At 57.2% G+C, this 19,625-nt stretch carries 17 protein-coding genes, 1 tRNA gene and 3 pseudogenes; 9 read left to right on the top strand and 12 right to left on the bottom strand.

Going from position 1 to position 19,625, the window contains the following annotated elements; translation table 11 throughout:
• Window positions 1-56: 56 nt before the first annotated feature.
• The 9 genes from C8N45_RS04715 to pyrH form a co-directional block, all read right to left on the bottom strand.
• Complete coding sequence (locus C8N45_RS04715; protein WP_108384996.1) at window positions 57-584, bottom strand: OmpH/Skp family outer membrane protein; 528 nt, start codon at window positions 582-584, stop codon at window positions 57-59.
• Complete coding sequence (gene bamA, locus C8N45_RS04710) at window positions 584-2,887, bottom strand: outer membrane protein assembly factor BamA (protein ID WP_108384995.1); 2,304 nt, start codon at window positions 2,885-2,887, stop codon at window positions 584-586. The genes C8N45_RS04715 and bamA overlap by 1 nt, the downstream gene beginning before the upstream one ends.
• Window positions 2,888-3,010: 123 nt before the next feature.
• Window positions 3,011-3,136 (bottom strand): hypothetical protein, encoded by a 126-nt coding sequence (locus C8N45_RS23875; RefSeq protein WP_258793096.1) that lies wholly within the window; start codon window positions 3,134-3,136, stop codon window positions 3,011-3,013.
• 72 nt (window positions 3,137-3,208) lie between these two features.
• The gene (rseP, locus tag C8N45_RS04705; protein WP_108384994.1) at window positions 3,209-4,516 is read right to left on the bottom strand and encodes an RIP metalloprotease RseP; all 1,308 of its coding nucleotides are present in this window, start codon (window positions 4,514-4,516) and stop codon (window positions 3,209-3,211) included.
• 31 nt (window positions 4,517-4,547) lie between these two features.
• Window positions 4,548-5,717 carry a 1-deoxy-D-xylulose-5-phosphate reductoisomerase gene (dxr, locus tag C8N45_RS04700; protein WP_108384993.1) on the bottom strand — a complete coding sequence of 390 codons (1,170 nt, stop codon included), beginning with the start codon at window positions 5,715-5,717 and terminating at the stop codon, window positions 4,548-4,550.
• The gene (locus C8N45_RS04695; protein ID WP_108384992.1) at window positions 5,714-6,511 is read right to left on the bottom strand and encodes a phosphatidate cytidylyltransferase; all 798 of its coding nucleotides are present in this window, start codon (window positions 6,509-6,511) and stop codon (window positions 5,714-5,716) included. The genes dxr and C8N45_RS04695 overlap by 4 nt, the downstream gene beginning before the upstream one ends.
• A gap of 2 nt (window positions 6,512-6,513) precedes the next feature.
• Complete coding sequence (gene uppS / locus C8N45_RS04690) at window positions 6,514-7,239, bottom strand: polyprenyl diphosphate synthase (protein WP_108384991.1); 726 nt, start codon at window positions 7,237-7,239, stop codon at window positions 6,514-6,516.
• Between the two features lie 31 nt (window positions 7,240-7,270).
• Window positions 7,271-7,834, bottom strand: a complete 564-nt coding sequence (gene frr, locus C8N45_RS04685; RefSeq protein ID WP_108384990.1) for a ribosome recycling factor — start codon at window positions 7,832-7,834, stop codon at window positions 7,271-7,273.
• Window positions 7,835-8,038: 204 nt separating this feature from the next.
• Window positions 8,039-8,758 carry a UMP kinase gene (gene pyrH, locus C8N45_RS04680; RefSeq protein WP_108384989.1) on the bottom strand — a complete coding sequence of 240 codons (720 nt, stop codon included), beginning with the start codon at window positions 8,756-8,758 and terminating at the stop codon, window positions 8,039-8,041.
• 173 nt (window positions 8,759-8,931) lie between these two features.
• On the opposite strand from pyrH, the gene miaA reads away from it, so the two are divergent.
• The 6 genes and pseudogenes from miaA (at window position 8,932) to C8N45_RS04650 (ending at window position 15,682) form a co-directional block, all read left to right on the top strand.
• The gene (gene miaA, locus C8N45_RS04675; protein ID WP_108384988.1) at window positions 8,932-9,858 is read left to right on the top strand and encodes a tRNA (adenosine(37)-N6)-dimethylallyltransferase MiaA; all 927 of its coding nucleotides are present in this window, start codon (window positions 8,932-8,934) and stop codon (window positions 9,856-9,858) included.
• 53 nt (window positions 9,859-9,911) lie between these two features.
• The gene (locus tag C8N45_RS04670; protein WP_108384987.1) at window positions 9,912-10,733 is read left to right on the top strand and encodes a helix-turn-helix domain-containing protein; all 822 of its coding nucleotides are present in this window, start codon (window positions 9,912-9,914) and stop codon (window positions 10,731-10,733) included.
• A gap of 196 nt (window positions 10,734-10,929) precedes the next feature.
• Entirely contained in the window at window positions 10,930-12,588 is a 1,659-nt protein-coding gene (locus C8N45_RS04665) for an ABC transporter substrate-binding protein (RefSeq protein WP_108384986.1), read from the top strand.
• A 135-nt stretch (window positions 12,589-12,723) separates the two neighbouring features.
• Window positions 12,724-13,715 (top strand): annotated as a pseudogene (locus tag C8N45_RS04660) (ABC transporter permease).
• A 246-nt stretch (window positions 13,716-13,961) separates the two neighbouring features.
• Window positions 13,962-14,652, top strand: a pseudogene (locus C8N45_RS04655) (ABC transporter permease); the annotation flags it as partial.
• A 2-nt stretch (window positions 14,653-14,654) separates the two neighbouring features.
• Window positions 14,655-15,682 (top strand): annotated as a pseudogene (locus C8N45_RS04650) (ABC transporter ATP-binding protein).
• A gap of 17 nt (window positions 15,683-15,699) precedes the next feature.
• Here the strand turns inward: C8N45_RS04650 and C8N45_RS04645 are convergent.
• Window positions 15,700-16,290 (bottom strand): lytic transglycosylase domain-containing protein, encoded by a 591-nt coding sequence (locus C8N45_RS04645; protein WP_108384985.1) that lies wholly within the window; start codon window positions 16,288-16,290, stop codon window positions 15,700-15,702.
• A gap of 148 nt (window positions 16,291-16,438) precedes the next feature.
• On the opposite strand from C8N45_RS04645, the gene ssb reads away from it, so the two are divergent.
• The 3 genes from ssb to C8N45_RS04630 all read left to right on the top strand — a co-directional run bounded on the left by ssb (window position 16,439) and on the right by C8N45_RS04630 (window position 17,466).
• A complete protein-coding gene (ssb, locus tag C8N45_RS04640; RefSeq protein ID WP_108384984.1) occupies window positions 16,439-16,954 on the top strand; it encodes a single-stranded DNA-binding protein in 516 nt (171 codons plus the stop codon).
• A gap of 60 nt (window positions 16,955-17,014) precedes the next feature.
• A tRNA-Gly gene (locus C8N45_RS04635) sits at window positions 17,015-17,088 on the top strand.
• A 27-nt stretch (window positions 17,089-17,115) separates the two neighbouring features.
• Window positions 17,116-17,466, top strand: coding sequence for a RidA family protein (locus C8N45_RS04630; protein WP_108384983.1), 351 nt, complete (start codon window positions 17,116-17,118; stop codon window positions 17,464-17,466).
• Window positions 17,467-17,507: 41 nt separating this feature from the next.
• Here C8N45_RS04630 and C8N45_RS04625 read toward each other — a convergent pair whose 3' ends face one another.
• On the bottom strand, window positions 17,508-17,969 hold the full coding sequence (locus C8N45_RS04625; protein ID WP_108384982.1) for a prepilin peptidase: 462 nt from the start codon (window positions 17,967-17,969) through the stop codon (window positions 17,508-17,510).
• A 57-nt stretch (window positions 17,970-18,026) separates the two neighbouring features.
• Window positions 18,027-19,625 carry a glucose-6-phosphate isomerase gene (gene pgi / locus C8N45_RS04620; protein WP_108384981.1) on the bottom strand — a complete coding sequence of 533 codons (1,599 nt, stop codon included), beginning with the start codon at window positions 19,623-19,625 and terminating at the stop codon, window positions 18,027-18,029.

The raw sequence follows: 19,625 nt of genomic DNA, 5'->3' as shown, positions 1-19,625 counted from the left end.
TTGCGCCGCTGCTTGACTGAGTAGCAAGCCCGCGTGAGGCGGGCAAGCAAGTCACGTCATTGCGGCAGACCATCCCCCAGTTCACGATCAATCCGCGCGATCACGTCATCGGTGATATTGGCAGAGCGCACCCAAACAACGGCGTCGCTGATGTCGATCACAATCGCAGCGCCGCGTTCAAACAACAGATTGGCGATAATCGTCTGTACGCGGCGGTCAAACTCGGCGCGGGCGTTGATTTGCCGCTGCTGAACCTCGCTGGATTTCGCCACGCGGGCGCTGCGGACCTCTTCTACCTTGGCATCGAACGCAGCGGCCTCTTCGCGGAAAGCCTTTGGGTCCATATCGGGGCGGCGGGCTGTCAGGCTCAGCTCTTCCTCGCGCAATGTGGCGATGATCCTGTCATTTTCGGCCCTGACGGCGGCAACTTCCTCTGCCAGTTCGGCTTCGATCCTCTTGCCATACAAGGACTGGATATAGATCTGGTCACTGTCAATGATCAGTACATCGTGCGAAGGCTGCTGGGCAACGGCCGAAAGGGTCGTTAACCCGAAGCAGACAACAATCGCAAAAAGCCACCGCATCAGAAACTGGTTTGGATGGTCACATCAAAATTCTTGGGGCGGTCGCGTTCTTGCGAGTCAAGATCTTCTGTGAAGTTGAAACGCAACGGGCCAATCGGCGTGTCCCACAAGATCGCAAGACCAGCCACCGTGCGTGGCGTGGCCTCATCATACAGGACGTCTTGGCCGAATGTTTCGCCCACGTTCCACACCGACCCGTAATCGATGAACGCGCCACCGGAAATTCCATATTCGCTGGGTATGCCCAGCGGGAACTCCGCCTCAAGCCGCGCCACGGCAAAAGTATTGCCGCCCAACGCATCGTCTGTTTCGGCGTCACGTGGGCCAATCCCCCCGGCTTCGAACCCGCGCATCACGCGGCTGCCAAGGAAAAAGCGATCAGTCACGCGGCTGCTGCTTTCCTGATAGCTCAGAGAGCCACCTTCGACGGTCGCCCGCAATGTCACTTCTTCGTTGAGAATCTTCGTCTCGGCCCCGGCGAGAGCCGTCGTCTTGATGAATTCCGCATCACCGAAACCGAACTCCTGACCAAAGCGTAACAAAACGCCGGCATTGGGGTTCAGGCCCGTGCGCCGTGTGTCGTAGCTGTAGGAATACCCCAAAGAGCCGGTGGTGACGGTGCCCTGTGCCGCCTCTTGGCGGATGATTTCGCTGGCACGGTCAGCCACATCTGTCAGATCGGTAAATTCATAGGCCGCAAAGACCGCCAGACGCCCGTTTTCGCTGACAGGAAAGCCCAGCGACGGGCTAATCCGGAATGTTTCGGTGTCATACAAAGCGTTTTCATTGTCAGTTGTCTTGTAGGACAGGTCAAAGCCAAAGTTCAGATCACGGCCCAGAAACTGCGGCTCGTCAAAGCCGAAACTCAGCCTGCGGTTGGCCTCGGCGGTCGAGACCTGAAAGTTCAGTCGCTGGCCACGGCCCTGAAAGTTCGACTGCCGGTACGATGCTAAAAGACCAGCGCCGGTGTCCGTATTGAAGTTCGCGCCAAAGCTGAGCGAACCTGTTGGCCCCTCGACCACGTTCACATCAATGATCACCTGACTGGGCGATGAGCCTTCGCGGGCGTCCACAGATGCATTCTGGAAAAAGCCAAGACCACGGATGCGCCGCGCACTCTCGCGAATTTCGCGGGGGTTAAAGGGATCACCCTCGACCACGCGGAACTGGTTTCGAATGACACGGTCAAGCGTTGTGCCGTTCCCCTCGATGTCGATCCGTTCCACAAAAACCCTTGGGCCGGGGCGCAATACATATTCGACATTCAACTGCAAAGCCCTGTCATTGCGCGTGATGACCGGATCAACCTGCATGAAATTGATCCCGCGTCGCTGTGCCAGACGTTCGATGCGCGAAATATCAGTTTCAATCGGGACCGGTGAATATGTTGCACCGGTTCTGATGCGCAAAGCCTCTTCAAACTCGGCCGCATTCACACCGGGCATTTCACTGCGGATGGAGACGTTGCCAAAGGAAAACTTCTGACCTTCGCGGACGTTGAAGGTCACAAGATAGGCGTCGCGTTCACGCGTCAGGCCGACATCGACGTTTTGGACAACAAAATCCGGGTACCCGCGCGAGCGGTAGAAATCAGTCAGCAATTCACGATCACGCGCGATCCGCTCGGGCGAGTATGTGTCGCGGGTGATCAGGCTGCGCAAAGGACCCGCCTGTTTGGTATCCAGCACAAGACGCAGGCGGCGTTCGGAATAGGTGCGGTTGCCGACAAAGCTGATGCGCTCAATCTCGGTCACGCCTGCTTCAACCACTTCGAACACCAGATCAACGCGATTGTCGGGCAAGCGGATGATGCGTGGGGTTACGACCGCATTGACACGGCCCTGCTGGGCATAGGCTTGTGTGATGGCGGTCGTGTCCTGTTCGGCCTGTGCCGGGTTATAGACGCGGCGCGGTTCAGAGCGGACAAGAGTCAGCAACTGGTCATCCTTGATGCGCGCATTGCCTTCGATGTTGATACGGTTGATTGTCGGATACTCGGACACGTTGATCAGAAGGGTGCGGCCAACGGGTGTGATCTCTACGGTTTCAAACAGACCCGACTCGCGAATTCGCTGGGCAGCATCGTTCAGTTCTGCCGCACTCAGCGCCTCGCCCGCAGAAATGCCCGCAAATGTCAGGATCGTGCCATCGGCCACGCGCCGATTGCCCTCGATATTGACCGCGTTAAATGCAAAACTTTGCGCGATTGCTGCGCCACCCAGACCGATCAGGGCCAGAACAAAGCTCGCCCGCTTTGCTGATTTGAAAAGCTGCGCCCCTGCACGCACCGCAAGATTGTCCATTATTATACCGCCCGTGTTCACAATCTATTTTCTACCGGAGTAACGGGTCTAGGGCAGCTTGTCAAAACGAACAAACGCGCCCTTGGGCGCGTTTCTGGCAATATCTGGTGATCTGGACGCTGGTTAGCTCAACATCACGTAGGAGCCACTATAAAGCGCAATCATGAGAATGACCGCAAAACGCAGCCAATCGATATTCAGGCGCAAAAGCGTCCGAAATCCACGATAACCTGAAATCAGTGTTTCCATGTCGTCACCTGTTCTGATTCAACAGTGCATCACTAGCAAAAAAATATGGCGAAAAGGTGGCGGCGCGTCCGCTCAGGGGCACAGCAAAACATCATTCAGGATAGTGAACGACATCAGCGATAAAATAAGCCCAAGTCCAACAAACATAAAGACCTGCAACACACGCTCATTTGGCTTACGGCGTGTCACGGCCTCATAGGCATAAAAGGCCAGATGGCCACCATCAAGAACAGGAATAGGGAACAGATTGACCAGTCCCACGGCCGCAGACAAGGCACCGATGAACCAGATAAAGCTTTGGGCACCCTGTCTGGCCATCGACCCGCTGGTTTCCGCAATGCCCACTGGCCCTGACAGGTTGCAGGTTGAAATCTGGCCCATGATCACATGTTCCAAGGCAGACAGCGACGTTGTGGCCGTGTACCACAACTGTTCGGCACCAATTTTTACAGCCTCAACAGGCCCGATGCTTTCGGTCATTTCCTCAAAAAAGATGCGCCCGGTGATGCCGATAAGCCAGCGTGTTTCAAACCCGTCAGCAGTGGGCAGATCAACGCGGCGCGGGGCCAATGTGACCGGAAGCGTGTCGCCATCCCGCCAAATCCCCAGCGTCAGCTCTGCCCCCTCAGCATTTCTCACCATCTCCTGTAATTGGGAAAATGCAAAGATCGGCTCGCCATTCACAGCCGTAATCACATCGCCCACACGCAGCCCCGCGTCATCGGCGGCAGAACGCGGGCTGACGCTCGACACGGCTGTCGGGCGCAGATAGGGGCCGTCAATTACCAGTGTCTGTCCGTCGCGCTCGATTTCATAGGCCAGACGTTCCTTTGCCGGCAGCAGATCAATCAGGCTTTCCTCGCGTTCGGCATCGACAAAGGGAATCCCCTCGACTGCGACCATAACATCACCCCGGCGCAGGTCAGACGCATAGCTTGGCGGCAAATCCTGCATCGCGCCAAAGGTCGGCGGATCAATCGCGCGGCCCTGATACATGATCGAACCGGCAAAGATCAGGATCGCAAGAATGAAATTAAAGGCGGGGCCTGCGGCCACAGTCGCCGCGCGGGCCCAAAGAGGTGCGCCCATCATGGTCTTGCGCATGTCCGCTTCGGCCACACTGCCATCTGAACCGGCACTTGCCGCATCCGCGTCGCCCATGAATTTGACATAACCGCCAATCGGCAGAGCGGCCACCTGCCAGACCGTCCCGCGCTTGTCGGTCCGGCTATACAAAACAGGCCCAAACCCAAGCGAGAAGACATCAGCATGAATACCGCACCAGCGCCCGACGATGTAATGTCCATATTCATGGATTGCCACAATCACCGAAAGTGCCACAACAAAGGCTACGATCATGAAAGCAAAGCCACCGAACATCGGTGCAAACTGCGTTAGTAGGTCCAAGGTATCATCCCAGTGTTTTGATGGCTTCGCCAGCGCGGACACGTGCCAGCTTGTCGGTCTCTAGCACACTATCTAATGTAATTTCGACATTTTGCAGCCCGTCAAATGATGACATTTTGTCCATTGTCGCCGCGACGACCTTTGCCATATCCAGAAAACCGATATCACCGGCAATGAAACCATCAAGCGCACGTTCCTTGGCGGCATTGAAAATCGCCCCTGACAGTCCGCCCTCTTGCATGACCCGTTTTGCCAGCGCCAGTGCAGGGTAGCGTGCGTTATCAGGGGCCTCAAACGTCAATGCCCCGATTTTCGCCAGATCCAGCCGTTCAACCGGCAGCGCCCGGCGATCAGGCCAATGCAGCGCATAGCCGATGGCATGGCGCATATCGGGCGGCCCCACATGGGCCATCAGCGCCCCGTCATGAAATCCCACCATGGCATGGATCAGACTTTCGCGATGCACAAGCACTTCAATCATGTCAGGAGAGACAGAAAAGAACTCTTTTGTTTCAATCAGTTCCATCGCCTTGTTGAACATGGATGCAGAATCGATCGTGATACGCTGCCCCATATCCCAGTTGGGATGGCTGGACGCCTGTGCCAATGTGGCCGTGGCCAGTTTTTCGGCAGGCCAATCGCGGAATGCGCCACCACTGGCAGTGATGATCACACGCTCCACTGCGGCCATGTCTTCGCCTACCAAGGCCTGAAAAACGGCCGAATGTTCACTATCAACAGGCAGGACAGTGGCATTATGAGCATCTGCCGTGCCCAGCAACAGCGGCCCCGCCGTAACGAGGGACTCTTTGTTGGCAAGAGCCAGTTTCGTGCCGTGTTTCAAAGCGCACAGGCCCGGCACCAGACCGGCAGAGCCCACAATGGCGGACAATGCCCAATCAACCGGGCGCGCGGCTGCCTCTTCGATTGCACCCGGTCCCGCGGCCACCTCAACGCCCGTGCCAGAGAGAAGTTCTGACAACTCCGCATAGCACTCAGGATAACAGGTCACCGCGACATCCGCGTTCAGACGCTGCGCATCAGCGGCCAGTTGCGCCACGTTGCGGCCACCGGTCAACGCAACAACATCATAGCTGTTCTGATCGCGGGCGATCAGGTCAATGGCACTCTGGCCGACTGATCCAGTCGCACCAAACAGCGTGATTTTTCTCAAAAGGCCACTCCTGGAACGTAAGCCACACGGGCAACCAGAAGCATAAACAAGGCGGCACCCAACAACGCATCAAACCGGTCAAACAGACCGCCATGGCCTGGAATCAAGGCTGAGCTGTCCTTGACGCCCATCCGGCGCTTGAGCGCGCTTTCGGCGATATCCCCCATCTGCCCTGCGAAACTCATCAGCATCGACAACAGAATGATCCACAGCCCCGCGTCAGTGAACAGGGTAAAGATGAAACCGATCAGCGCGGCGCCGATCCACCCCGCGATTGTCCCGCTCCATGTCTTCTTGGGGCTGATCCTGGGCCAGAATTTCGGCCCCCCCAGCTGTTTGCCCGCAAAATAGCCAAAGATGTCAGTGATAATCACAACCGACATCAACCAAAGCAGCCAGGTAAAACCATAGTCATTGCGAAAATTGACCAGCCCCCAGCCAGCCACCTGAATGCCGAGAGCGAAGATAAAGAAGGTCTTGACCTCGCTGCGCAACTGGCTGGCGCCAATCACCGGAACAATCAAGAACAGGAGCATCCACAACGCACCAACCTGCGCCAGTTCGCCTGACATGACCGACGCAGCGAGCGCCGCTAGCAACATGCCCTTGGTCGGCTCATCCGGACGGATCATTGTCCAAAGTTCCCAGACCATGACTGCCGTCACAAAGACAACCAGCATCTGGAACCAGACACCGCCCAAAATCGCTCCGGCCGCACCAACGACCGTCATCGCCACACCTGATACGGCGCGGACCGTCAAATCATCCCAGGTCGTTGATTGCGAGGTCGACATGATCAGGCAGGCACCGCCCCAAAGCGCCGTTCGCGACCGCCGTACGATGCCAGCACACGCGCGAATTCTTCCTTGGTGAAATCGGGCCAAAGCGTATCGATGAATTCATACTCCGCATAGGCCGACTGCCATAGCAGGAAATTGGAGATCCGTGCTTCGCCGCTGGTGCGGATCACAAGATCGGGGTCGGGCAACACATGTGTATCAAGGAAGCGCGACAAGGTCTCGGCGTCAACATCGTCATGGGTCAGTCGGCCCTGCTCGATCTCAAAGGCCAGACGTTTGGCAGCACGCGTCACTTCATCGCGACCGCCATAGTTCAGCGCCACGGTCAAATGCACGCGGTCATTGTCCGCTGTGCGCAACTCAAGCTCGTCCATCAATGAAACCAGCTTGTCGTCCAAACGGACGCGGTCGCCAATGAACCGGACACAAACGCCCTTTTCGTACAAATCACGGGCCTCGCGTTCCAGATACCTGCGAAACAGACGCATCAGCCCGGCGACTTCCGCCTGCGTGCGCTTCCAGTTTTCCGTGGAAAAGGCAAAGATGGTCAGATATTTGACGTCCAGTTCAGGACAGGCCGACACGATCTCGCGGACGCGGCGGGCACCGGCATGGTGGCCGAACAAACGGGGACGGCCGCGTTGCTGCGCCCACCGGCCATTGCCATCCATGATAATGGCCACATGACGCGGGCCGGTCTTCGGGTCGATATCTTTGGGCATGGGCGGCCCCTTTTACTGATTCAGAACAGGTCTATACCTGCATAATTTCAGCTTGTTTTGTCTCTAATGTGTCATCAACAAGCTTAATGTGTGCATCCGTGACCTCTTGCACGGCACTTTCCCAGAACTTCTGGTCGTCCTCGGAAAGGCCGTCGGCTTTGGCTTTCTTGATCTGGTCCATCCCGTCACGGCGCAAATTGCGGATCGAAACACGCGCGCTTTCGGCATAATGGCCGGCCACCTTGGTCAATTCGCGACGGCGCTCCTCGTTCAGCTCCGGGATAGGCAGCATAATAATGGTGCCGTTCAGCTGCGGGTTGATGCCCAAACCACTCTCGCGAATGGCTTTTTCGACCTTGCCAACCAACCCTTTGTCCCAGACGTTGATTGTGACCATCCGCGGTTCCGGCACATTAACAGTACCAACCTGATTGATCGGCGTCATCGCCCCGTATGCATCAACCATGATCGGCTCTAGCATCGAGCCAGAGGCTCGTCCGGTCCGCAGTGACGCCAGTTCCACCCGCAAATTCGCGATGGCGCCATCCATGCGGCGGGCCAGATCATCAGTATCCAGTTCAAAATCGTCAGACATCTTCTCGCTCTTCCTCTACGGGCCGACGCCCGGCTTTTTTAACTTATTAAGGGAATGGGCCGCCGTTGTATAGGTCGGGAAACACGTAGCTTTTGCGTATTTTCTGCGCAGAGAGCAACTTCTTATGGCCCGAAATATCCCGGGGTGTCTGAGGGGCAGTGCCCCTCAGCCCAGTATCGTACGCGGCGCAGCCGCCCTGTCGGGTCACTGATGGACCGTGGTCGAGGTCCCCTCTCCTGCCAGTATGCCCCGGAATCCGCCCGGCTCATCCAGCGAAAAGACAACAATCGGCAGGTTATTGTCGCGGGCCAGCGCAATCGCGCTCGCGTCCATGACGCCCAGATGCTTTTGCAAAACCTCGTCATAGCTTACGTGATCATAGCGGACGGCATCGGGATATTTGGCCGGGTCCTTGTCATAGACACCATCGACCTTGGTGCCTTTGAAAATCGCTTCGCACGCCATTTCATTGGCGCGCAGGGTCGCCGCCGTATCGGTTGTGAAATACGGGTTGCCGGTCCCTGCGGCAAAGATACAGACGCGCTTTTTTTCCAAATGGCGCACAGCCCGGCGGCGGATGTAGGGTTCGGCGACTTCATTCATGGTGATCGCGGAAATGACACGGGTATGGATGCCCAGTTCTTCCAAAGCCGATTGCATCGCCAGCGCATTCATGACCGTGGCCAGCATCCCCATATAATCGGCCGTGGTCCGCTCCATTCCCTGGGCCGACCCCTGCAATCCGCGAAAGATATTGCCGCCCCCGATGACCATGCAAATCTCGACACCCATGTCATGTACCGACTTCACCTCGCGGGCGATGCGCTGCACGGTGGGCGGATGCAGGCCAAAGGCCGTGTCGCCCATCAGTGCCTCACCTGAAATTTTCAGCATCACGCGTTTGAACTTTGTGGTTTCGGTCATGGCAGTCCTCTGATGCTTTTGGGGCGCGCAAGATGTCGCTACGCTGTCGCGCGCAAAATGTCGCAATTCGGAGCAAGGTTCAATGGGACTTGCATGACAATCCGGCGCGGGGCGCTTGGCCTTTGCAGTCGAGCGCCAATCAGGTAGTGCCACGCTGACCCGGAAAATTTCTTATGCCAAACATGCACGACAAAAGACCCATCACCATAACGCCCGACATCCCGGTCCTCATTGCGGGACCGACGGCGTCAGGCAAATCCGCACTCGCCCTGCATATTGCACAAACACAGGGCGGACGCATCGTCAACGCGGATGCGCTTCAAGTGTTCAATGGCTGGCGGCTGCTGACCGCGCGCCCCGGTCCTGATGATCTCGCGGTGGCCGAACATGCGCTATATGGGCATGTCCCCTTTGATCAACCCTATTCTGCGGGACACTGGCTGCGTGACGTTGCGCCGCTTTTAGAACAATCCATTCGCCCCATTATTGTGGGCGGGACGGGCCTGAACTTCAATGCGCTCACAAAGGGTCTTGCCGAAATTCCCGCAACACCCGATGCATTGCGCGCGCAGGCTAACAAACTGGATTTGAAAAGACTTTTGTCTGATCTTGATGCACAAACCCGCTCAAGAATTGACACGCAGAACCGCGCCCGCGTGCAGCGCGCGTGGGAGGTTCTCAGCAACACCGGACGCAGCCTTGCCGAGTGGCAAGACACGACGCCGCCACCCTTATTACCGCTGGAAAACGCCACCGCGATCACTTTGGAGGCGCCAAAAGACTGGCTGGATGTCAGGATCACGCGGCGCTTCGATCAGATGTTGGATCAAGGCGCACTGGATGAAGCCGCAGCGATGCTGCCCGACTGGAACCCTGACTACCTGTCGTCCAAGGCGATTGGCGCCACCGAACTCATTGCACATCTAAAAGGCCAAATGTCGCTTGATGAGGCACGCACAGCCGCGATTATCGCATCTCGCCAATATGCCAAACGGCAACGCACATGGTTCAGGTCGCGCCACAAAGACTGGCGTCAACTTCAGATTGCAACCGCTGACATATCGGCAACATTCCGATTCCGCGACGGACCAAGCAATTGATCTGAAAAGAAAACGGGCAAAGACTTGTTAAAAATCAACAATGAGGCAAGTTGATGAGCATGATCAGACCGACCCCCACCACAACACTTGCGTTGCGGTCATTGAGTTTTGCCCCACCAGCAATGCGCTGGCGCACCGAAGCGATGCGCAGCCATGACACCGGACGTCTTATCCATGTGACCAAAGGTCAGGGCCGGATCACGGTTGCGGGGCTGACGGGCGGCTACGGCCCCAACAACCTGATATATATTCCGCCTCATACCATGTACGGCATGGAAGTGGGGCCAACCGTCTTTGCCCAGATCATGACACTGCCCGCCGACACCGAAAACTGGCCAGCAACGTCTTTCCATTTGCGACTACTTGATGTGGCGATCCAAAAAGAACTGCAAGGCCTTGTCGAGGCGATAGAACGCGAATTACAGCCCACAGGGAACGTGCGCGCGGCATTGTGTCATCTGGGGCTGCTGAATGTTTTCGTTGAACGGCAGTTGGCCAAGGCTGGCATGTCAAGCAGTGATGCGCGCCGGCAAACGGCGGCCGCACGTCTTGTGGCACGCTACACCGAAATGATCGCGCGCGGCTTCAGGACCGATACATCTGTGGCCGACTATGCTGCGGCCCTGAATGTCACACCGACCCACCTGACGCGCTGCTGCAAGCACACCTGCGACAGATCTGCGCTTGGGCTGCTCAATGACCGGATTTACTATGAAGCTTGCACACTCTTGCGTGAAACAGACACCGCAGTGCAGGACATTGCCAAGTCGCTCTGCTTTCAGTCGGCGGCATACTTCACGCGCAGTTTTCAGTCACGCGCGGGCCTGACACCCAGTGAATTCCGCAAGAAGCTGGCACACGTCACCTTGTCATAGCAGCATCTCAGACAGCTTTCGGAGCGCTGAAATCTCTGCGCGCACTATACGAAAGTAGATGTCAAGGAAAGAAATACGGCATCTGACTGCTGACCCGTGGGTTCTAATCGTGCCGAATGTTCGACAAACCGGCATTATGGACTGGACACAGTGATAAGTGTCGTCCCGAATGCCAATGGGTCACAGGGAGAGAGTAATGTCGCAATCCAAACACCAAATCCATCCAATTGTGCAGACGTATCTCAAAGACCAGAAAGCCGGCAAGCTTGATCGCCGCGAATTTCTATCACGCACAACGGCGCTTGGTGTCACATCGGCTGCTGCTTACGGTTTGCTTGGGCTGAGCGCATCGGCAAACGCCGCCGGACACGCCCAGCAGGGTGGAACGGTCCGCATGCAGATGGAAGTGCGTGCACTGAAAGATCCCCGGACCTACGACTGGACACAGATCGCATATTTCACCTGTGGATGGCTGGAATATCTGGTTGAATACCGTTCCGACGGGTCGTTTGAGCCGTCGCTTCTGACAAGCTGGGAAATCAATGACGACGCCACCCAGTACACGCTGAACGTCCGTCAGGGCGTCAAGTGGAACAACGGTGACGACTTCACCGCCGAAGACGTGGCCCGCAACATCACAGGCTGGTGTGACAAGACCGTCGAAGGCAACTCCATGGCAGGGCGTTTTGCCGTACTCATTGATCCCGACACAGCCAAGGCCATCGACGGCGCAATCGAAGTGGTCGACAGCCACACGGTGCGTCTGACCCTGCCGTGGTCGGATATCACCCTGATTGCGGGCATGTCAGACTATCCTGCCGCGATTACGCCTGCGGACTTCGACCCTCAAACAATGCTGGAAAATCCGGTTGGAACAGGGCCTTACAAGCCAGAGTCGCTTGAAGTCGGTGTCAAGGGTGTGGTTGTGCGTAACGAAGACCACGACTGGTGGGGCTATGCCGAAGGTGCAGGTGCCCATCTGGACCGGATCGAATTCGTCGACTACGGGACAGACCCGTCATCATGGGTTGCCGCCGCCGCCGCTGACGAAATCGACATGATCTATGAAACCGTCGGTGACTTTGTCGAACTCTTCAACGGCATTGGCTGGGAAGAATCCGCCGTTGCATCCGGTGCGACAATTGTGATCCGGCCCAACCAGCTTGCCGAGGTTGATGGCATCAGACCCTACGAGGACAAGCGCGTGCGTCAGGCAATCGCGATGTCTGTCGATAACAGCATTTGTCTGGAGCTTGGCTATGCAGGACGCGGTGAAGTCGCCCGCAACCAGCATGTTGGCCCCATGCACCCTGAATGGGCGGATGTGCCGGCACTCGAATTCAACCCGACAAGGGCAATGGAGCTTCTGGACGAAGCAGGCATGCGTGATTTTGAGTTCGAAATCATCTCGATTGATGATGACTGGCGCAAAAACACGACCGATGCCGTTGCAGCACAGCTGCACGACGCGGGCTTTAACATCAAGCGCACGATCATTCCGGGCAGCACTTTCTGGAATGGCTGGGTGAAGTATCCGTTCAGTTCGACCAACTGGAACCACCGTCCGCTGGGCACCCAAATGCTTGGTCTGGCCTATCGGTCCGGTGAAGCATGGAACGAATTCGGCTTTGCAAATGCGGAATTCGACACGCTGCTAACACAGGCCAATTCAATTGCCGACGCAGACAAGCGGCGTGTGGTGATGGAAAAGCTGCAACAGATCCTGGTCGAGGAAGGCGTGACGATCCTGCCCTATTGGCGCACGATCTATCGCCACGCAAAGCCTGGCTTTGTGGGCTGGGATCAGCACATTGCCTATCTGCCGCCAATCATCAAGCTTGGCATTTCAGCCTAACTGACAAAAGAGCGGTGCGGCAACGCGCGGCCCTTTCCAGCAATGGCGCGCTAACAAAAGTGAATACTGTCAGTTCGCGCCAATCTGACCAACAGGGCCTTAATGTGACTGTTTATACTTCGCCGCCTTGGGGTGATGCTCCTCGCGGCGCTTTGCCTGACATTTATCGTTTTCTAGCTCACGAATCTCGGCCCGAACCTTGAAAAACTAGCCAAGACACAAGGTAATTTTCGGATGTCCGATGAAGCCGTGGCGACATGGCTTGACAACCGGGGCTACGGGCAGGCTTTGCCCATCAAATACGGCCAATGGCTGGGGGTATTTCCGTGGTATGAAATCGCTGGCACCGACGGAGAAACCCGCCGCCGCTGCCCCGAAGGCAGCAACTATTGTGGTATTCTGCAAGACGACTGGGGAGATTCGACCGTTTTCAAGGATGAGGTCCGCAGCATCATCGGCACCGTCTGGGGCTGACCGGCAAGCTGATGTTCTTTGTCATGGTCGTGATGGTGCCCGGCGCCCTGATTATCGGGGGCTTGGCAGGGATGCGCGAAGGGTCGCGCACGGACCGGACATTATCAACGGTTTCGATCGTGACCACGGCCACGCCGGAATATGTGTCCGCAGTCGTGTTCATCGCGGTCTTTGCAACCGCCACCTTCGGGATGCACTGGTTCAAGGGCACAGCAACTTCGGCGATGGAAGATGCGACCTTCGAAAATTTCTTTTTGCCGGTGATTACAATCGCCCTCTACGGCATGGGTTATATCGCACAGATGACGCGTGCCTCCATGACAGAGGTCATGACGGCGCAATATATCCGGACGGCGCGGTTCAAGGGCGTCAGCTTTCCGAAAACCGTCCTGCGCCATGCGCTGCGCAACGCGCTGATTGCGCGTTTCACGGTCATCATGCTGCAGTTCCCGTGGTTGCTGAACGGTGTGGTCATTGTTGAAATACTTTTTAACTACAAAGGCTTTGGCTGGGTGCTTGTCCAGGCGGCGGGCAACAATGACATCGAACTGCTTTTGGGCGTGGCGATTGTCTCGGTCTTTGTCGTGCTTGTCACGCAGTTGATTTCGGATATCGGCTACATCTTCCTGAACCCGCGCATCCGAATTTCGTGAGGAGGATTGGACATGGAACCATTGACATGGACAGGGAGCCTCGGCGTAGTCCTCAATCCTGCGCTCGTGATTGTTGTTGCGCGTTTCGCGCTATCGCTTCTTGCACAACTGGTGCTGGGTTTCTTTGCACCTACGGTGACACTTCAGGCCAATGCAGACGGGACATTGATACAGCGCGTCGGCCCGCTTGGTCTGATCGAAAAGGCCAACAAAATCCTGTTCGGGCAGATTGCGCCGCTGGCCACCATCTTTGCCTTTCCGGCGATCCTGCTGTTTTACCTGCTGGTCACACCAGAGATCGTGCAAACCGGCATCCCCTCCTATATGGCTGCGTTCCTGTTTGTCTTTCCGCTGATTTTCTTCGGGTTGCTGCTAAATTCGCGCTATTACACCCAGCCAGCCATACGGACAGCGATCATGGTTCCTATCCTGGGGGTATTGGGGTGGCTGTACCTGTCAGTGATAAACCAAAAGGGCACCGTTATCGACTTTCTGCCTGCATGGCTTGACCTGTTCGATATCTCGATCCTTGTGGTCTTTGTGTCTGTGGTTTTTATGAACGCACCAACCGTGTTTCGCATCGCGCGGGCTGACACTGGATTTGCGGACCCGCGACTATGTTGCCGCCGCACAGACACGCGGCGAAGGGGCGTGGTACATCATGCTGTGGGAAATCCTGCCCAACGCACGCGGACCGCTGATTGTCGGTTTCTGTCTGCGGGTCGGATATGCGACTATCCTGCTGGGAACCTTGGGATTTTTTGGTTTGGGCCTGTCGTCGGAAAGCCCTGACTGGGGGTCCACGATCAACGAAGGGCGCAAGCTATTGCTGATCTATGCGCACCCTGCCCTGCCGCCAGCGGTTGCCCTGCTCAGCCTTGTTCTGGGGCTGAACCTGCTGGCCGACGGTCTGCGCGAAGAAAGCCTGAAGGACTAATCATGACTGATCAACCGATCCTTGAAATCGACAAACTGTCCATCTCTTTCTTTACACGGCTGCGTGAAATCCCCGCCGTGATGGATTTTTCTGCAAACATCATGCCCGGCGAAGCGCTGGGGCGTGTAGGCGAATCCGGCTGCGGCAAATCCACTTTAGCGCTTGGCGTGATGCAGGATTTGGGGGTCAACGGGCGCATTGTTGCGGTTCGATAAAGTTCAAAGCGCGCGACCTGTGCACGATGACACCCGAAGAATTGCGCGATGTGCGCGGATCGCAAATCCCCATGATCTTTCAAGAACCCATGGCGTCACTGAACCCCGCGATGCGGATTGGAAAACAGCTGATGGAAGTGCCGATGATCCACGAAGGGGTCAACGCCGAAGAAGCCTATGCGCGCGCGCTCGAGGTGGTGACAGACGTCAAACTGCCTGATCCCGAACGGATGCTGAAAAGCTTTCCGCACCAATTGTCCGGCGACCAGCAACAGCGGATCGTGATCGCACGGGCCTTGGCAGGCGACGCGCGGATTGTTGTCGCGGATGAACCGGTCTCGGCGCTGGATGTATCCGTGCAGGCCGCCGTGACCGACTTGCTGATGGAAATTCAGCGCGAACATAAGACGACGCTTTTGTTTAACAGCCACGATCTGTCTATTGTGCGCTATCTGTCGGACCGTGTGATGGTGATGTATCTGGGCCATGTGGTTGAAATGGGCACGACCGATCAGGTCTTTGCCCCGCCCAATCCCCCCTATACCGAGGCCTTGCTTTCGGTGGTGCCCATCGCGGATACATCCGTGAACAAAAAACATATCTTGCTTGAAGGCGATATTCCGTCAGCAATGAATCCGCCCAGTGGCTGCCCGTTCCAGACCCGCTGCGGCTGGAAGTCGAAAGTGCCCGGTAATCGGTGTGAAACCCACGTGCCAGATGTGCGGAAATTGCAGGGTGCGCATCAGATCAAGTGCCATCTGACGGATAAGCAGCTTGCCGATATGGAACCGGTCATCAAGATCGCGGCGGAATAAGCCGGACCATTGGCCGGTTACTGCCCCCAGATGATGCGTACGTAGTTCTGCGTTTCTTTGTAGGGTGGGACGCCGCCGTATTTTTCAACCGCACCGGGACCTGCATTATAGGCCGCCAGCGCCAGACGCCAATTGCCGAATTTTTCATATTGCTGGCGCAGGTAGCGCGCGCCGCCTTCCAGATTCTGTGCGGCTATGGTCGGATCAACCCGCAGCAACCGCGCAGTTTGCGGCATCAATTGTGCCAAACCAATTGCGCCCTTGTGTGACCGCGCGCGCGGGTTCCAGCCGCTTTCCTGCTGGACAAGGCGCAAGAACAAATCCTCGGGGACGCGGTTTGCGCGGGCCGCAGCACGCGCCGCTACAAGATGTGGCCCCGCGTAGGCACCGGTATAGCGTGGGACGGCACCCGGCGCACCGGGCACCTCGATTGTCGGGGGTTGTAGACGCACAGAGTTTGAATATTGCTGCGCCGCGCGCCCATCCAGCACGTCAAGCTGGCTGTTAAACAAGGCGGACCGCGACATGGTCGAAATCTGTTCCTGCCCCATCGCAGGTGCTGCAAGAACCAGCCCCGTTGACGCAATCAACCAACACAAAACGCGCATAAGTCTAAACCTACCAATGTCCAGCCTCTCAAAGGTAGAGCCTTTTGCGCCCGCAACCAAGTGTTTTGGAAAACATGCGCCAAGTCGTGTTGCCGCAGTGTCGCGGCTCTGTCACAAAAGGCCAACAAGAATCGAGGGAGTTTCCGCCATGGCCGGATCAGTGAACAAAGTCATTCTCATCGGGAATCTGGGCCGCGACCCTGAGGTCCGGACCTTTCAGAACGGTGGCAAAGTCTGCAATCTGCGCATCGCCACCTCTGAAAACTGGAAAGACCGGAACACCGGTGAACGGCGCGAGCGGACCGAATGGCACTCTGTCGCGATCTTTTCAGAACCTTTGGCCAAGGTGGCTGAGCAGTACCTCAAGAAGGGGTCAAAAGTGTATATCGAGGGGCAGTTGGAAACCCGCAAATGGCAGGATCAGTCCGGTCAGGATCGGTATTCGACCGAAGTTGTCCTGCGCCCCTACACCAGCACATTGACCATGCTTGACGGACGCGGCGACGGTGGCGGCGGCGGTGGCAGCTACGGCGGCGACAATGGCGGTGGCTATTCCGGCGGCGGCGGTGGCGGTGGCTACGGCGGAAATGACGGCGGCGGCTACGGTGGCGGGTCACAAGGCGGCGGTGGCAGCTCGGACATGGACGATGAAATCCCGTTCTAGGGCCGATGGACCACGGCCACCCTTGCGCAGGACGCGAGGAGCCACTAAACCACGCGCAACGCGGGTGTAGCTCAATGGTAGAGCAGCAGCTTCCCAAGCTGAATACGAGGGTTCGATTCCCTTCACCCGCTCCATTCCCCCAAATAGAATAAGGTCGGCCCATGAACGATATCACGCGACACCACACGTCAGCCCGGATGAGCCAATTGGTTGTACACAATGGCATTGCCTATCTGGCAGGTCAGGTTGGCACCGCTGGCGCATCCGTCACGGAACAGACCAATGACATTCTGGGCAAGATTGACACGCTTCTGGCAGAAGCAGGCACCGACAAGACCCGTCTGCTCACCGCGCAAATCTGGCTGTCAGACATTGGCACACAGTTTGCCGAAATGAACGCGGCCTGGGACGCATGGGTGCCGGAAGGCTACGCACCAGCCCGTTGGACCGGAGAGGCGAAACTGGCGACACCGGATTTTTCTGTCGAAATCATCGTCACTGCGGCAGTTTGAGCGGCGGATGGGTCAAAACCCATCTTACGGTTTTGCCGCTGTCAGAGAAAAAGCAGCGCCGCAGCGCCTGTGATCGCAAGGGGCATACTGAGCGGCAGTGATTTGCTGGCCGTAAAGACATGCCAATTGCTGCCCGCACCGACACCAAACTTGCGCATCTGCACCAGCGTGAATGTGACCACAAACAGGCTGGCAATAAACACACCCAAGGCGGTGACGCCGCTTTGCAATGGAATAAACAGGGCCAGCCCCGTCATCAGCTTGACGGCTCCTGCACCAAAGCCCGCAAAGGCAAACAACAGCAGGCCAACAACAAAAACCGCCGCAGCCAGACCCATCTGCCAGACATAGGCCCCTTTATCAGCGGCGGCACCCACCACCAAAATGAACAATACAAACGGCAGCAATGTCAGCCAGTTCGGGATTTTCCCTGTCTTCAACTCGATCAGCGTCGCCGCCAGCAGCAAGGCTACAACGCCCAAAGGTGCGTATTGCGCAATCATTCATCTGTCCTTTGTCAAACGCCCCGACATCCGCACTATGCAAATTTGTGGCGCCGGTCAAACCCCGTTGCTGCGCAGAAAACCGACCAGAGCGGCGGTTGATCCGTCTTTGCCCTGCGTTGTCGCAGCGCCTTCAATCACTGGCTGCAAAGCGGTCGCCAGTTCCTTGCCCAGTTCCACGCCCCACTGGTCGTAGGAATTGATCCCCAGCACCACCCCTTCCACGAAAACGCGGTGTTCATAAAGCGCGATGATCTGGCCAAGCACCTCTGGGGTGAGTTGCGGATAGGCGAGCGTGACAGAAGGCCGATTGCCCGGAAAAACCCGGTGACGGGCCTGTCGCTCCAGCTCCTCCCCCTGATACTTGCCGTCGAGCTTGCCGCGCGCTTCGTCCAATGTGCGGCCCCGCATCAGCGCTTCGGACTGGGCCAGGCAGTTTGCCACCAACAGCTGGTGCTGATGGTGCAGATCGTCCTCATGCCCGCGTGCAGCAAGCAGGAATTCACACGGCACAACACGGGTACCCTGATGTATCAGCTGGTAGAACGCATGCTGGCCGTTTGTCCCTGGCTCGCCCCAGACCACAGGCCCCGAGGGCACCGTCAGGTCGGCCCCATCCATGCTGACACCCTTGCCGTTACTTTCCATATCAAGCTGTTGAAGATAGGCGGGTAAGCGACTGAGAAGATTATCATAAGGCAGCACCGCGCGGGTTGTGTAGCCGCAAATCTGATTGTGCCAGATGCCGACCAGCGCCAGCAATGCCGGCAGGTTTTCATCCCACGCCGCAGATTTGAAATGCACGTCCATTGCCTGTGCCCCGCGCAGAAATGCGCGAAAGGCTTTGGGCCCAATAGCTATCATCAGGGACAGGCCGATCGGCCCCCACAGCGAATAACGCCCTCCAACCCAGTCGGCAAAGCCAAACACGCGGGATGAGTCGATGCCGAACGCCGCTGTTTTGTCGGCAGCGGTGGACAGGGCCGCAAATTGTGCCCCTGTGTCAGATACTTCCGCACCCATCCAGGCTTGCGCCGTGCGGGCATTGGTCATGGTTTCGATTGTGGTAAAGGTCTTGGAGGCGACAATCACCAAGGTTGTGGCCGGATCGCAGGCGCGCAAGACACCTGCGATATCAGCGGGGTCGACGTTGCTGACGAAATGGCACCGCGGACCGTCGTGATAGGGGGCCAGTGCCTTGACCGCCATCGCGGGGCCAAGGTCGGACCCGCCAATCCCGATGTTCACCACGTCGGTAATCTGGCCGCCCTGCCCTGTGAACCGGCCGGAACGCACATCTTCGGCAAACGCCTCCATCCGCGCCAGAGTATCCAGCACTTCGGGCATGACATCGGTGCCATCGACCATGACAGGCCCGCCATCAAGATTGCGCAAGGCCGTGTGCAAGACGGCGCGCCCTTCGGTTTCGTTGATCGGCGCGCCTGCAAACATGGCGTCACGTTTTGCGGCCACGCCTGCCTGTTCAAGCAGATCAATCAGCAGGCTGCGCCCGTCTGCATCAATGTTAGTCTTGACATAGTCAAACAGCATGTCGCCGAACTGTGCGGAAAAATCGGCCGCGCGGGCGTCGTCAACCAAGCTGGCAAAACGGCGGTCAGCAACCTTGGCGAAATGTGCGCGAAGTGGGTCCCACAT

Source organism: Yoonia sediminilitoris (assembly GCF_003058085.1).
GTDB lineage: Bacteria > Pseudomonadota > Alphaproteobacteria > Rhodobacterales > Rhodobacteraceae > Yoonia > Yoonia sediminilitoris.
The sequence above is the reverse complement of the archived record's forward strand: the minus strand, read 5'-3'. Positions and strand labels throughout refer to the sequence as shown.

Excerpts from the sequence above, each read along its gene's own strand:
- frr (WP_108384990.1), bottom strand. The coding sequence starts at position 7,834 with ATGTCTGACGATTTTGAACTGGATACTGATGATCTGGCCCGCCGCATG.
- C8N45_RS23875 (WP_258793096.1), bottom strand. The coding sequence starts at position 3,136 with ATGGAAACACTGATTTCAGGTTATCGTGGATTTCGGACGCTTTTGCGC.
- C8N45_RS04665 (WP_108384986.1), top strand. The coding sequence starts at position 10,930 with ATGTCGCAATCCAAACACCAAATCCATCCAATTGTGCAGACGTATCTC.
- rseP (WP_108384994.1), bottom strand. The coding sequence starts at position 4,516 with ATGTTCGGTGGCTTTGCTTTCATGATCGTAGCCTTTGTTGTGGCACTT.
- C8N45_RS04695 (WP_108384992.1), bottom strand. The coding sequence starts at position 6,511 with ATGTCGACCTCGCAATCAACGACCTGGGATGATTTGACGGTCCGCGCC.
- uppS (WP_108384991.1), bottom strand. The coding sequence starts at position 7,239 with ATGCCCAAAGATATCGACCCGAAGACCGGCCCGCGTCATGTGGCCATT.
- C8N45_RS04670 (WP_108384987.1), top strand. The coding sequence starts at position 9,912 with ATGAGCATGATCAGACCGACCCCCACCACAACACTTGCGTTGCGGTCA.
- pgi (WP_108384981.1), bottom strand. The coding sequence starts at position 19,625 with ATGTGGGACCCACTTCGCGCACATTTCGCCAAGGTTGCTGACCGCCGT.
- bamA (WP_108384995.1), bottom strand. The coding sequence starts at position 2,887 with ATGGACAATCTTGCGGTGCGTGCAGGGGCGCAGCTTTTCAAATCAGCA.
- ssb (WP_108384984.1), top strand. The coding sequence starts at position 16,439 with ATGGCCGGATCAGTGAACAAAGTCATTCTCATCGGGAATCTGGGCCGC.
- C8N45_RS04625 (WP_108384982.1), bottom strand. The coding sequence starts at position 17,969 with ATGATTGCGCAATACGCACCTTTGGGCGTTGTAGCCTTGCTGCTGGCG.
- pyrH (WP_108384989.1), bottom strand. The coding sequence starts at position 8,758 with ATGACCGAAACCACAAAGTTCAAACGCGTGATGCTGAAAATTTCAGGT.
- C8N45_RS04715 (WP_108384996.1), bottom strand. The coding sequence starts at position 584 with ATGCGGTGGCTTTTTGCGATTGTTGTCTGCTTCGGGTTAACGACCCTT.
- C8N45_RS04630 (WP_108384983.1), top strand. The coding sequence starts at position 17,116 with ATGAACGATATCACGCGACACCACACGTCAGCCCGGATGAGCCAATTG.
- C8N45_RS04645 (WP_108384985.1), bottom strand. The coding sequence starts at position 16,290 with ATGCGCGTTTTGTGTTGGTTGATTGCGTCAACGGGGCTGGTTCTTGCA.
- miaA (WP_108384988.1), top strand. The coding sequence starts at position 8,932 with ATGCCAAACATGCACGACAAAAGACCCATCACCATAACGCCCGACATC.